The sequence below is a fragment of the Paraburkholderia sp. MM5482-R2 genome (assembly GCF_050436125.1).
In the GTDB taxonomy this organism is placed as follows: domain Bacteria; phylum Pseudomonadota; class Gammaproteobacteria; order Burkholderiales; family Burkholderiaceae; genus Paraburkholderia; species Paraburkholderia tuberum.
The window spans coordinates 367,016-380,615 of the sequence record NZ_JBNDLP010000003.1 but is presented as its reverse complement, the minus strand read 5'-3'; the positions used below and the strand labels follow the sequence as shown (position 1 = coordinate 380,615).

11 protein-coding genes are annotated in these 13,600 nt (G+C 66.7%); 7 read left to right on the top strand and 4 right to left on the bottom strand.

All coding sequences use genetic code 11. The features are described 5' to 3' along the window. Positions 1–73: 73 nt before the first annotated feature. Positions 74–1,666, bottom strand: coding sequence for a PLP-dependent aminotransferase family protein (locus OKW37_RS23845; RefSeq protein WP_429403947.1), 1,593 nt, complete (start codon positions 1,664–1,666; stop codon positions 74–76). 126 nt (positions 1,667–1,792) lie between these two features. Between OKW37_RS23845 and OKW37_RS23840 the strand changes: the two genes are divergently transcribed. From OKW37_RS23840 to OKW37_RS23810, 7 genes are all read left to right on the top strand, one after another. Next, on the top strand, positions 1,793–2,527 hold the full coding sequence (locus OKW37_RS23840; RefSeq protein WP_429403946.1) for a GNAT family N-acetyltransferase: 735 nt from the start codon (positions 1,793–1,795) through the stop codon (positions 2,525–2,527). Between the two features lie 312 nt (positions 2,528–2,839). Continuing rightward, the gene (locus OKW37_RS23835; protein ID WP_429403945.1) at positions 2,840–4,411 is read left to right on the top strand and encodes an efflux transporter outer membrane subunit; all 1,572 of its coding nucleotides are present in this window, start codon (positions 2,840–2,842) and stop codon (positions 4,409–4,411) included. A 53-nt stretch (positions 4,412–4,464) separates the two neighbouring features. Then, the gene (locus OKW37_RS23830) at positions 4,465–5,616 is read left to right on the top strand and encodes an efflux RND transporter periplasmic adaptor subunit (protein ID WP_429403944.1); all 1,152 of its coding nucleotides are present in this window, start codon (positions 4,465–4,467) and stop codon (positions 5,614–5,616) included. A gap of 16 nt (positions 5,617–5,632) precedes the next feature. Next, positions 5,633–8,701, top strand: coding sequence for an efflux RND transporter permease subunit (locus OKW37_RS23825; protein ID WP_221309023.1), 3,069 nt, complete (start codon positions 5,633–5,635; stop codon positions 8,699–8,701). 137 nt (positions 8,702–8,838) lie between these two features. Further along, entirely contained in the window at positions 8,839–9,807 is a 969-nt protein-coding gene (locus OKW37_RS23820) for a quinone oxidoreductase family protein (RefSeq protein ID WP_429403943.1), read from the top strand. 124 nt (positions 9,808–9,931) lie between these two features. Then, positions 9,932–10,519 carry a DUF4337 domain-containing protein gene (locus tag OKW37_RS23815; protein ID WP_184052885.1) on the top strand — a complete coding sequence of 196 codons (588 nt, stop codon included), beginning with the start codon at positions 9,932–9,934 and terminating at the stop codon, positions 10,517–10,519. 52 nt (positions 10,520–10,571) lie between these two features. Further along, positions 10,572–11,189 (top strand): LysE family translocator, encoded by a 618-nt coding sequence (locus OKW37_RS23810; protein WP_429403942.1) that lies wholly within the window; start codon positions 10,572–10,574, stop codon positions 11,187–11,189. Positions 11,190–11,242: 53 nt separating this feature from the next. Here OKW37_RS23810 and OKW37_RS23805 read toward each other — a convergent pair whose 3' ends face one another. The 3 genes from OKW37_RS23805 to OKW37_RS23795 all read right to left on the bottom strand — a co-directional run bounded on the left by OKW37_RS23805 (position 11,243) and on the right by OKW37_RS23795 (position 13,541). After that, a complete protein-coding gene (locus OKW37_RS23805; RefSeq protein ID WP_429403941.1) occupies positions 11,243–12,517 on the bottom strand; it encodes an RNA polymerase sigma factor in 1,275 nt (424 codons plus the stop codon). A 77-nt stretch (positions 12,518–12,594) separates the two neighbouring features. Continuing rightward, on the bottom strand, positions 12,595–13,008 hold the full coding sequence (locus OKW37_RS23800) for a YciI family protein (protein WP_429403940.1): 414 nt from the start codon (positions 13,006–13,008) through the stop codon (positions 12,595–12,597). Positions 13,009–13,187: 179 nt separating this feature from the next. Continuing rightward, a complete protein-coding gene (locus OKW37_RS23795; RefSeq protein ID WP_090807928.1) occupies positions 13,188–13,541 on the bottom strand; it encodes a YciI family protein in 354 nt (117 codons plus the stop codon). Between the last annotated feature and the right edge of the window lie 59 nt (positions 13,542–13,600).

Sequence of the window (13,600 nt, the reverse complement as noted above, 5' to 3'; positions counted from 1 at the left end):
CACGTCGGAACTGCGAAGTCGCCGCGCATACGACACGATAGCGCGACATGGGCCAGGCGGACAAACGTAAAACTTACATGCCCGGAGTGGCGGGCGGGCGGCGTGGCGGGGTGGGTTTTTTGCGGGACCGGACGACGGTTTTTCCGCCCCGTTTTGACGCGCGCTTCGCTGCCGGTCGCGCCTCGCCCTCCATCTCCCGCACCACCTCCGCCAGCGCTTTCACCGCGGGTCCCAAGCGCTCCGCCTCGGTATTGCCATACCCGATCACGAGCCCGTTCGTCTGCTCCGACGCCCCGATCGAAAACCCCGACAGCGCGCGCGGACTCAACCCCAACGCCTGCGCCCGCGCCGTGAGCGCGCGATCGTCGAGCGACGCCGGCAGCCGCAGCGTCAGATGCATGCCGCAATCGCCGCCAAGAATCGTCGCCGCCGGAAAATGCTCGGCCAGCGCGTCGCGCAGCGCCTGCTGCCGCTCGCGGTACAGCCGCCGCATCCGCCCGAGATGCCGCCCGAATTCGCCGCTTTCGATGAAATGCGCGAGCGCCAGCTGCTCCAGCCGATGCCCGCCGCGCAGCATCTCTTGCAGCGCAACAGCGGCGTGCGCGGCGATCGCGCGAGGCAGCACGACGAAGCCGATGCGCAGCGCCGGAAACATCGTCTTGCTGAACGAGCCGACGTACAGCACGGGCGCCGCGTCGACGAGGCCCTGCATGCTCGCGATCGGCTCGCCGGTGTGACGCACCTCGCCGTCGTAATCGTCCTCGATCAGCCATGCGCCGCAGCGCCGCGCCTCGGCAATCAGCGCAAGCCGCCGCGCCACCGACAGCACCGCGCCGGTCGGATACTGATGCGCGGGAGACGTGTAGATCAGTTTCGGCGGATGCGTGTGCCACGCGTCGGCCGGCACGGCCATGCCTTCGGCGTCGACGGGAATCGGCAGCGTGCGCAAGTCGCCCGCGTTGAAAGCGGCCTTCGCGCCGCGATAGCCGGGGTCCTCGATCCATGCGATATCGCCGGGATTGGTCAGCAGCCGCACGCACAGGTTCAGCGCCTCCTGCGCGCCCTCGGTGATCACGACCTGCGAGCCATCGCAGCGCACGCCGCGCGCCATCCGCAGATGCGCGGCGATCGCGTCGCGCAGCGCGGGCTCGCCGACCGGCGTGCCGTAGCCGAGCGCGCGTGGTAGTGCGCGCTCCATCGCACGTTCGAGCGCGCGCCGCCACGCGGCAAGCGGGAAACGGTCGAGCGCGGGCGTGCCGGGGGTCAGCGCGTACCCGTTGTCGGCGTGATTGTGCGACGCCGCGAACTGCTCGACGCGCGCCGCATATACGACCTCCGGCGCGGCCGACGCCGCCGCCCGCTCGCCGCGCGCGGCGGGGCTCGACAGCGGGCTCACGCGCGTGCCCTGGCGATCGGCGATGACGTAGCCGACCGCGGCGAGATGCTCGTAAGCGATCACGACCGTGTTACGCGACACGCCCATTTCGGCGGCGAGCAGCCGCGACGACGGTAGCAGCGACCCGGCCGGCAGACGACCGGCGAGAATCGCCTGCTGCAGACGTTCGATCAGTTGCTTTTGCAGCGGCGCGGGCCGCTTGGCCCCGCTGGCGCCGCGCGCGGCGAACGCGTCGTCCGCATGGACGAGCGGTCCGATGATTTCGATCATGGTGGCTGGATCTATCGAATAAGCATGTCGTGGATCTTTTGAACATACCACGTTTGCCGTATCGTTCCTGCATCGACACGCATCGGCATCCTCCGGCATCGCCCATTCATCGACAGGAGAACAGACATGGAACCCACACGTAACGCCTACGGCCAGCCAATCGGCGCGCCCCTGCCCGGCTGGCACGGCGCGCAGCCGCCGGGCCGCGAGCCGCTGAGCGGCCGCTATTGCCGGCTCGAAGCGGTCGACGTCGAGCGCCACGCGGCCGACCTCTTCGACGCGTACGGCTCGGCCACCGACGGCCGCGACTGGACCTATCTGGCGGTCGGCCCGTTCGACAGCCTCGCGGCCTATCGTGAGCGTCTGACGCAGATGGCGGCATCGAAAGATCCGCTGCACTATGCGGTCATCGACCTGGCGACGGGCAAGCCGGTCGGCACGCTCTCGCTGATGCGGATCGATCCGGCCAACGGCGTGATCGAAGTCGGCCACGTCACGTATTCGCCGCGGCTCAAGCGCACGCGCATCGCGACCGATGCGATGTACCTGCTGCTAGGCGAAGTGTTCGACAAGCTCGGTTATCGGCGCTTCGAATGGAAATGCGATTCGCTGAACGAGCCGTCGCGCAAGGCCGCGTTGCGCTATGGATTTACGTTCGAGGGGATCTTCCGGCAGGCGATCGTCTATCGCGAGCGCAATCGCGACACGGCGTGGTTTTCGATCATCGACAGCGAGTGGCCGGCATTGCGCTCTTCCTATGAGCGGTGGCTCGACGCGGGCAATTTCGATGCGCAAGGGCAGCAGGTCGAGCGGCTCGCCGATCTGATCGCGCAGCGCCGAGCGGCGGACGAGGCCCGGTAAAACCAGACGATCGATAACCAGGCAACAGCTCGGCCAGTTCGCCAAGCGCGATGCCGAGCCAACCGCGTGCCCGAATCCGTGAAATTGTCGTGAATACCGCGCCGGGCGTGGCAGACAGCGGCAGCACCGCCTGCCATCACCGCCCTCCTACGTGATCTCGTATCCACCTTCGTCCGCCAGCGAACGCGAGGCCAAGCGCGGTTCGCGCCGTGCATGGTAAATTCCAGCGTCGGCAAGACAACTCCAGGAACGTTCGGGTGCCCTGAACATCTTCGTCCGGTCCACCCGCCATTGGCGATACAAGGTAGATCGATGATCGACGTGAGTCAGCGTATTGTCTGGCGGCGCCTCTACGTTGCGTTGTGCAGCTGCGTCGCGCTGGCCGGCTGCATGGTCGGCCCCGACTACCACGCGCCGCCAGCGCCGGCCACCGACACCTTCACCACCACGCCGCTGCCCGACCAGACCGCCTCCGCGCCCGGCCCCGCAGGCCTGCCGCAGCGTTTCGCGCCGGCCCAGGACATTCCCGCCGCGTGGTGGACGCTGTTTCATTGCGAGCCGCTCGACGCGCTGATCCGCGAGGCGATCGCCAACAGTCCGAACATGGCCGCCGCGCAGGCGGCGTTGCGACAGGCTCGCGAGAATTACACGGCGCAAGCCGGCGGCACCTTGCTGCCGAGCGTCGACGCGCAACTGAGCGCCACGCGCGAAAAGATCAACGGCATCGCGTTCGGCGAACCCGGCCTCGTCGAGGAATTCAATCTCTACAACGCGTCGGTCAACGTCTCGTACAAGCTGGACGTGTTCGGCGGCGCGCGGCGCGAACTCGAAGCGCTGCATGCGCAGATCGACTATCAGCGCTTCCAGCTGCAGGCCGCCTATCTCACGATATCGGCCAACATCGTGACCGCGGCGGTCAAGGAAGCGTCGGTGCGCGCGCAGATCGACGCGACCGAGCGGATCGCTACCGAGGAAGAGCAGCAGCTGAACGTGCTCGACCAGCAATTCTCACTCGGTGGCGTGAGCCGCACGGCCGTGCTCGCGCAGGAAACGCTGCTCGCGCAGACCCGCGCGACGCTGCCGCCGCTGCAACAGCAGCTCGATCAGGCGCGCCATCAGCTTGCGGTACTCGCCGGCAAGCTGCCGAGCGATACCTCGGTGCCCGACTTCACGCTCGACATGTTCTCGCTGCCCGACACGCTGCCCGTGAGCCTGCCGTCGTCGCTGGTGCACCAGCGCCCCGACATCCTTGCCGCCGACGCCACGCTGCATCAGGCGAGCGCGCAGGTCGGCGTCGCGACCGCGGCGATGTATCCGCAGATCACGCTGTCCGCGAGCTACGGCGCCGAAGCGTTGACGCCCGCGCAGGTGCTCAGGGCCGGCAGCACGATCTGGAGCATCGGCGCGGGCTTGCTGCAACCGGTCTTTCACGGCGGCCAGCTGAGCGCGCAGAAGCGCGCGGCCGAGGCCGCCTACGAGCAGGCCGGCGCGCAATACCGCGAGACGGTGCTGCTCGCGTTCCAGAACGTTGCGGACACGCTGCGCGCGCTCGAACACGACGCAACCGGCCTCAAGGCGCAGAGCGACGCGTCGCGCGCCGCGAGCGATTCGCTCGAACTGACGCGCGGACAGTATCGCGTCGGCGGTGTCAGCTACCTCGCGCTGCTCGACGCGCAACGCCAGTATCAGCAAACGGTCGTGAGTCTCGCGCAGGCACAGGCCGCGCGTTACGCCGATACGGCGGCGCTGTTCCAGGCGCTCGGCGGCGGCTGGTGGAATGCCGCCGCGCCCGAGTCCGCGGCCGCGCCGGCCGCCGCGTCGGCGAGCGCGTCGAACACGTCGTCGCCATCAGCAACGACGGCAACCGCCGCAACGCCACATTGACCGTGCCCTGACGCAACCCCAGCCCTCGCCCCAAGCCGAGCAAGGACATCACGATGGCCGAAAGAAAACCGATGACAAAGCGGATGGTGATCATGTTGATCAGCGTCGGCCTGCTGCTCGCCGCGCTGGTCGGCTTCAACCTGTTCCGCGCGCACATGTTCGCGAAGTTCATGACGGCCAACACCGCGCCGCCCGCCACGGTCTCGGCGGTGGTGGTCCACTATCAGTCGTGGCAGCCGCAGCTCGCGGCGGTCGGCAGCCTGCGCGCGGTGCGCGGCGTAGACGTGACGACCGAAGTCGCCGGCCTCGTGCGCGAGGTCGCGTTCGTGTCGGGGCAGGAAGCGAAAGCCGGACAGATCCTCGTGCGACTCAACGCCGACAGCGACGTCGCGCTGCTGCAATCGCTGCAGGCCGCGGCCCAACTCGCGCAGACGGTCTACGAGCGCGACCGCGCGCAGTATGACATCAAGGCGATCGCGAAGGCGCAGCTCGACGCCGATGCGGCCGACCTCAAGGGCAAGAAGGCGCAGGTCGCGCAACAGCAGGCGCTCGTCGACAAGAAGACGATTCGCGCGCCGTTCGCGGGGCGCCTCGGCATCACGACGATCAATCCGGGGCAATACCTGAATCCCGGCGACGCGATCGTCACGCTGCAAGCCATCGATCCGATCTACGCCGACTTCTCGGTACCGCAACAACAGCTCGGCCAGCTCGCGATCGGCGCGACCGTCAGCGTCGATACCAACGCGTACAGCGGGCAAAGCTTCACCGGCAAGATCCAGTCGATGAGCCCGAAAGTCGATAGCGCGACGCGCAACGTACAGATCGAAGCGAGCGTCGACAATCGCGAGCGCAAGCTGCTGCCCGGCATGTACGCGAACGTGAAGATCGACTCGGGCGCCGAACAGCGCTACCTGACCCTGCCGCAAACGGCGATCACCTACAACCCGTACGGCGCGACCGTGTTCATCGTGAAGCCCGGCACGCAGCCCAACGCGCAGGGCAAGACGCTGCCCGTCGCGCAGCAGGTGTTCGTAACGCCGGGGCCGACGCGCGGCGACCAGGTGGCGATTCTGAAGGGCATCGACGACGGCACGCAGGTCGTGACGAGCGGCCAGATCAAGCTCAAGAACGGCACGCCGCTGATCATCGACAACCGCGTTCAGCCGTCGGACAGTCCGAATCCGACGCCGCAGGAACAATAAGCGAGGCCGCCCGACCATGTTCACGGACATCTTCATTCGCCGGCCGGTACTCGCTTCGGTCGTGAGCCTGCTGATCCTCGTGCTCGGGTTGCGCGCGCTCGCGGTGCTGAAGGTCAGCCAGTATCCGCAGACCGAGAACGCGGTCGTCACGATCACGACGGCCTACTATGGCGCGAACTCGGACACCATCGCCGGCTTCATCACGCAGCCGCTCGAAGCGGCGATCGCGCAGGCACAGGGGATCGACTACATGTCGTCGACGAGCATCACGGGCGTGTCGACGATCATCGCGACGCTACGTCTGAACTACGATGCGAACCGCGCGCTGACCGAGATCAACACGCAGATCGGCTCGGTGCGCAACCAGTTGCCGCCGCAGGCGCAGCAGCCGGTGCTGACGGTGCAGACCGGGCAGACCACCGACGCGATGTACATGGGCTTCTACAGCAGCGTGCTGCCGAGCAACAACGTCACCGATTACCTGCTGCGCGTGGTCAAGCCCAAGCTCGATTCGATCCAGGGCGTGCAGACCGCCGAAGTGCTCGGCGGACGGCAGTTCGCGATGCGCGCGTGGCTCGACTCGGCGCGGCTCGCCGCGCACGGCGTGAGCGCGAGTGACGTGTACACCGCGCTCGGCAACAACAACTATCTCGCCACGCTCGGCACGACGAAGGGGCAAATGGTCAGCGTCGACCTGGAAGCGGGCACGGACCTGCATACCGTCGACGACTTCAAGCAGCTCGTCGTCAAGCAGAAGAACGGCTCGATCGTGCGTCTCGAGGATGTCGCGAACGTCGTGCTCGGCGCCGACAGCTACGACTTCAACGTCGCGTTCAGCGGCAAGCGGTCGGTGTTCATCGGCATCAAGGTCGCGCCGGACGCGAACATTCTCGACGTAGCCAAGCGCGTGAAAACCGTGTTTCCCGATCTGCAGAAGCAGTTTCCGACCGGCATGACGGGCGACATCGTTTATGACGCGACCGACTTCGTCAACACCGCGATCAGGGAAGTGATCAAAACGCTCGTCGAAGCGCTCGTGATCGTGACCGTCGTGATCTTCCTGTTTCTCGGCAGCTTCCGCGCGGTGATCGTGCCGTTGATCGCGATGCCGTTGTCGCTGATCGGCACGTTCTTCGTGATGCAGGTGCTCGGCTATTCGATCAATCTGCTCACGCTGCTGGCACTCGTGCTCGCGATCGGGCTCGTCGTGGACGACGCGATCATCGTCGTCGAGAACGTCGATCGGCACATGAAGCACGAAGGCAGAACACCGTTCGACGCCGCGCTGATCGCCGCTCGCGAGCTGGGCGGCCCGATCGTCGCGATGACCGTCGTGCTGATCGCCGTGTACGCGCCGATCGGCTTCCAGGGCGGGCTGACGGGCGCGCTCTTCACCGAATTCGCGTTCACGCTCGCGGGCGCGGTGACGGTATCGGGCGTAATCGCACTCACGTTGTCGCCGATGATGTGCTCGCGCTTCTTCCGCGCCGCGCAGGAGTCGGGCCGCTTCGCGCGTTTCGTCGACCGCCAGTTCGAGCGCGTGCATCGCGGCTACGGCCGCCTGTTGCATGCGACGCTCGACACCTGGCCCGTGTTCGTGATCATGGGCGCGCTGCTGCTGTGCGGCACCGTGTACCTGTTCATGACCTCGAAGTCGGAACTCGCGCCGCAGGAAGACCAGGGCATCGTGCTCTCGCAGATCATCGGGCCGCCCAACGCGACGATCCAGCAGATGCAGACCTACGCGGACCAGGTGTTCGATGCTTCGAAGACACTGCCCGAATATTCGCAGATGTTCCAACTCACGGGCTCGCCGACTGTCAACCGGGGCATCGGCGGCGTGCTGTTCAAGACCTGGGATCAGCGCGGCAAGAACGCGACCGTGCTGCAGCAGGAGTTGCAGCAGAAGTGGAATCAGATCGCGGGCGCGCGCGTCGCGGCGTTCCAGTTTCCGCCGCTGCCGGGCGCGCAGGGCTTGCCGGTGCAGTTCGTGATCAGCACGACCGAGCCGTTCGAAAACCTCAACGAGGTGTCGCAAGCAGTGCTGGAAAAAGCGCGCGAGAGCGGCATGTTCTTCTTCGTCGATAGCGACCTGAAAATCGACAAGCCGGAAGTGACGCTCGTCGTCGATCGCGACAAGGTGGCCTCGCTCGGGCTGTCGCAGAGCGACGTCGGACAGGCGCTCGGGTCGGCGCTGGGCGGCGGCTACGTCAACTACTTCTCGATTGCGGGACGCTCGTACAAGGTGATTCCGCAGGTGTTGCAGATCGACCGGCTCAATCCGTCGCAAGTGCTCGACTACTATCTGCGCACGCCGGACGGCAACGTGATTCCGGCGTCGACGATCGCGCATCTGCGGCACAGCGTCGTGCCAGAATCGATCAACCACTTCCAGCAGTTGAACTCGGCGACGATCTCCGGCGTGATCGTGCCGGGCGTATCGCAAGGCCAGGTGCTCGATTTTCTGCGCAAGGCGACCGCGCAGGTCGCGCCGGCCGGCTATTCAGCCGATTACTCGGGAGAGTCGCGCCAGTTCGTGCAGGAGTCGGGCGGCTTCGTCATCACACTGCTGCTCGCGACGATCATCGTGTTCCTCGCGCTCGCGGCGCAATTCGAGAGTTTCCGTGATCCGATCGTGATCCTGATCTCGGTGCCGATGGCGCTGTTCGGCGCGCTGATCTTCATCAACATCGGCCTGACGACGCTGAACATCTACACGCAGGTCGGCCTCGTCACGCTGATGGGGCTCGTCAGCAAGCACGGCATTCTGATCGTGCAGTTCGCCAACGAACTGCAGCGCGCAGGTCGCGCGAAGCGCGAAGCGGTCGAGGAAGCGGCGGGCGTGCGGCTGCGCCCGATCCTGATGACAACCGCGGCGATGGTGCTCGGTGTGGTGCCGCTCGTGATCGCGTCGGGCGCGGGCGCGGCGGGCCGCAACGCAATGGGGCTCGTGATCTTCACCGGGATGTCGATCGGCACGCTGTTCACGTTGTTCGTCGTGCCGGCGATGTACATGTTTCTGGCCGCCGAACACCAGCGGCATGCTCAGGCGCCGAAGGCCGATGAGGCGGGTCAGGCGGGTTAGAGCCTGGGTGATCGCGTACCCGGCGCGCGGGTTGTCCGAAATCTGAAAGCCGCTGTCCTGATGCCTTTACTCGCATCACTTAGACTACGGTGCATTCGCTGCGCAACGCGGCGCAAGACCAACCGGAGCCACGCACGATGAAAGCGATTCAGTTCAAATCTTTTGGCAACCCCGAAGTGCTCGAATACGTCGATCTGCCGACGCCGCAGGCCGACGCGGAGCATGCGGTCGTGCGGGTCATGGCGGCCTCGGTCAATCCGAGCGACGTGAAGAACGTGTCCGGCCATTTCGAACATACGGTGCTGCCGCGCACGCCGGGGCGCGACTTCAGCGGCGTGGTGGTGGACGGCCCGGCCGCGTGGCTCGACGCCGAGGTGTGGGGAACCGGCGGCGACATCGGCTTCACGCGCGACGGCACGCACGCCGAGTACCTCAGCATTCCGGTCGCGGCGCTGTCGCGCAAGCCCGTGGCGTTGAGCCACGTCGAGGCGGCGGCCATCGGCGTGAACTTCGTGGTCGCATGGCTCGGCAGCGTCGAATACGCGAAGTTGCAGGCCGGCGAGACCGTTGCCGTGCTTGGCGCGAGCGGCGGTGTCGGTGGCGCGGTCGTGCAGATCGCGAAAGCGCGAGGCGCGCGCGTGATCGCCGTCGACCGCCGCCCGCTCGATCCCGCCACGCCCGCGGGCCGCCTGATCGACGCCTACGTGGCGTTCGACGAACACGCGGCCGCACGCGTGCGCGAGCTGACCGGCGGCGCGGGCGCGGAAGTCGTGTACGACACGGTAGGCGGTGTCGCGTTCGAGACCGCGCTGAGTCTCGCGAAGCGGCGCGGCCGCGTGCTCGAAATCAGCGGGACCGGCAAGCGCCGCGTCGAGTTCGATCTGATCGACTTCTATCACAACGAGACGCAATTGCTCGGCGTCGACAGCGCGAAGCTCGGCGTCGCGGAATCGGCGCCGCTGATGACGGCGCTCGTCGACGGCTTCGACGACGGCAAGCTGAGCGGCCCGGCGATCGCGCAGGAATTCCCGCTCGCCCGCGCGCGCGAAGCCTACGAGGCGGTCGCCGCCGGCACGCGCGGGCGCGTCGTGATTCGCATGCAATAACCGTCCCTCTAACACAGTGCGTTGAAGCTGCGGCCTCCGGGCCTCCGCGACACGCTAAGATTGAGGCCGCCGGGCGCCCGCCCCGTCCGGCGAGAACGACAAAAGCATTGCCTCGGAGAATCTGATGTCTGAAGAATATGAAGTGCACGGTCCGCACGACCATGCCGTCGAACACGCCGGCCACGCCGCGCATCACGACGCCGATCCGTTCGCGAGCCGCATGGCCGTGATGACAGCGATCCTCGCGACGATCGGCGCGCTGTGCGCGTACCAGAGCGGCAACGCCGAAAACCTCGCGCTGTTCTACAAGAACGAAGCCGCGATCAAGAAGACCGAAGCGTCGAACCAGTGGAGCTACTACCAGGCGAAGGGCGAAAAGGAAAACCTCGCGGAACTCGGCGCGGCGCTGTCGGCGCCCAATAGCGACGCGCACGCGAAGTTCGTCGCCGACGTCGAGAAATACAAGCAGCAGAAGGAGCCGATCCGCGCGAACGCAGAAGCGATCGAAAAACAGGTCGTCGCCGCCGATACGCGCAGCGAAACGCTGTTGCACGGCCATCATCGCTGGGCTCAGGCGACGCTGCTGATTCAGGTCGCGATTGCGCTGTGCGCGATCACGCTGCTTACGCGCAAGAACTGGCTGCGCAATCTGTCGTACCTCGTCGCGGGAGTGGGCGTCTTGACCGCGGGCGCGGCGTTTTTCGGGCTATGAGCGGGATGCTCGCGTTGCTTTTCACCCAGAGCTTTGCAATCGGGAGCGTGTCGTGATCGATGGGTCCGCCGTGGTCGGCGTGTTTTCCGTGTATGTCGCGGGCGTGGTGAGTCCAGGCCCGAACTTCGTCGCGGTCGCGCACAAGGCGGCTTCGGCGACGCGCATCGAAGCGCTCGCGATGGTCGCCGGCATCGTGCTCGTCAATCTGTTCTGGGCCAGCTGCGCGATTCTTGGCGTCGGCATCGTGTTCGCCGCGTTCCCGTGGCTCGCGCTCGTGGTCAGGATCGTGGGCGCGTGTTACCTGCTGTGGTTCGGCGGGCGGCTGATCTTCAATGCCTCGGCGGCGCGGCAAGCGGTGCTCGTCAAGGCACCGGCGGGCGGCTTCAGGCAGGCGTTCGCGCAGGGCTTCGCGACCAACATCGCGAATCCGAAGTCGATGGCGTTTTTTGCCGCGGTGTTTTCGTCGGCGGCGCCAGCGCATGTGAGCACCGGCACGTTCGCCGCGATGCTCGGCATGGTGTTCGTCGTCGCGAGCTGCTGGTATGGGTTCGTCGCGCTGGCGCTCTCGCATCAGCGCATCGCGTCGGCTTATCGGCGCGGCAAGATGTGGGCGGATCGTGTGTGCGGCGGCTTGATCGTTGCGTTGGGGGTGCGGCAGCTGATTCGTTGAGGCGGCACTGACGTGTGCGTGAGCACCAATGTGCCAGCACCAATGTGCCAACCTCAATCCGCGAGCCCGCGCGCACGCTCCAGCAACAACTCGCGCTCGCGCGTATTGCGCGTCATCGCCGCGGCGCGCTCGAACTCCACGCGGGCTTCGTCGACGCGTCCAAGCTTGACCAGCAGATCGCCGCGCACGCTCGGCAGCCAGTGATAGTTCGCGAGCGCCGAACCGGCGGCGAGCGCATCGACGATCTCGAGTCCGGCCGCCGGCCCGAACGCCATCCCCACCGCGACCGCGCGATTCAACTCCACTACCGGCGACGGCGCGACCTGCGCCAACGCATCGTAGAGCGCGACGATCTGCGCCCAGTCGGTGTCCTCGGCGCGGCGCGCTCGCGCATGGCACGCGGCGAGCGCCGCCTGCAACGCATACGGCCCGCTCTCGCCGCCGAGCGCATGCGCGTTGTCCAGCGCCGCGAGGCCGCGGCGAATCAGCAGCGGGTCCCAGCGGCTGCGATCCTGATCGAGCAGCAGTACCGGACGCCCCTGGGCGTCGGTGCGCGCGTGCGTACGCGACGCCTGAATCTCCATCAGCGCGACGAGACCGTGGACCTCGCTCTCGCCGGCGACGAGTCCGCTCAACACGCGCCCAAGCCGCAACGCCTCCTCGCATAGCGTCGGGCGCATCCAGTCGTCGCCGGCCGTGGCCGAATAACCTTCGTTGAAAATCAGGTAGATCACCTGCAGCACCGACGCGAGCCGCGCCGCGCGCGCGTCCGCCTGCGGCACCTCGAACGGCACGCGCGCCGCCGACAGCGTGCGTTTCGCGCGCACGATCCGCTGCGCGATGGTCGGCTCCGGCACGAGAAACGCGCGCGCGATTTCGTCGGTGGTGAGACCGCCGAGCAGGCGCAGCGTCAGCGCGACGCGCGCATCGGTCGACAGCAGCGGATGGCACGCGGTGAAGATGAGCCGCAGCAGATCGTCGCCGATGTCGTCGGCGCGCGCGGCGTCGAGCGCATCGACGAAATCGGGCACCACGTGCGCTTCGATCGCGTCGAGATCGTGGCCGAGCTCCTCGCGCTTGCGCGCATGCAGCGCCTCCTGGCGCAGGCGATCGAGCGCGCAGTTCTTCGCGGCGGTCATCAGCCACGCTCCGGGGTTGTCGGGCACGCCCGCGTCCGGCCAATGTTCGAGCGCGGCCACCAGCGCGTCCTGCGCGAGTTCCTCGGCGAGTCCCACGTCGCGCACGATCCGCGCGACGTGAGCGATGACCTTCGCGGATTCGATCCGCCAGACAGCGTCGATCGCACGATGGGTGGCCTGTATCGTCACGGCGTCAGCCTTCACCTGCTGCCGGCGGTTGCGCGTTCAGGAACATGTATGCGGGCTCCCAGACGTAGTCCATCAAATCAGCGGCGATCTTCTTCGAGCTTGTGAAAGCGCTCGACTTCCGGCCCCGCCTCGAAGTCGTCGAGTTCGAACAGCTGCCGCACTTCGATTTCGCCATCGGCGTGCTCACCGAACGGCGCCGGAAAACGCCGCGCCCATTCCATCGCCTCGTCGCGCGAGCGCACCTGGATCAACGTGTAACCCGCGATCAGCTCCTTGGTCTCCACGAACGGCCCGTCCACGATGCTCCGTTTGCCGCCGCTATAGCGCACGCGCCAGCCTTTCGAGCTCGGCTGCAGGCCCGTCGCGTCGAGCAGCACGCCGGCCTTCGCGAGTTCTTCGTGGTAGGCGCCCATGGCGGCGATCAGGGACGGTTCGGGCATCTCGCCGGCTTCGCTCGCGGCCGTGGATTTGACGATGATCATGAATCGCATGTCGTTGCTCCTTGTTGTTAGTGGTTGGTCGTGAGTGGATTCTTGTGAATCGCCTGGCGGAGCCACGCCGACTCGCCACTTACTCACACGACGCGCGATGCACGGTCCGATCGACACGCGCGGCGGTCCCGACATCCCAGGGAAAACACCGAAGCTGGTGACGTGGGAGTCACGCGTGCCTAGATGAAGCACGGTCCGAGCTTGCGCACCTCGACCGTGCACCACGACGCCGCCGGGCAGGTTTGCGCGATCGCCACGGCCTCTTCACGGCTGTCGCAGTTCAACAGAAAGAAGCCGCCGATCATCTCCTTCGCCTCGGCGAACGGCCCGTCGACGAGCTTCGATTGGCCATGGCGGACCTGCACGCGCACGGCGTCCTTCTGCGAAGTCAGTGACTCGACCGCGAGCAGCTTGCCGCGCGCTTTCAGGTTCTCGGAGAAACGCACCATCTGGTCGTAGAGGTCGCGGCCCGCGGCTTCGGCGCGCTCCTCGCGTTGGTCCGTGGGTTCGACGATCAGCAGCATGTAGGACATGATGTCTCCGATAGGGCTCGGTTGTATGCGCGCGTCGGCATCGCAACGACGCCAGCGAC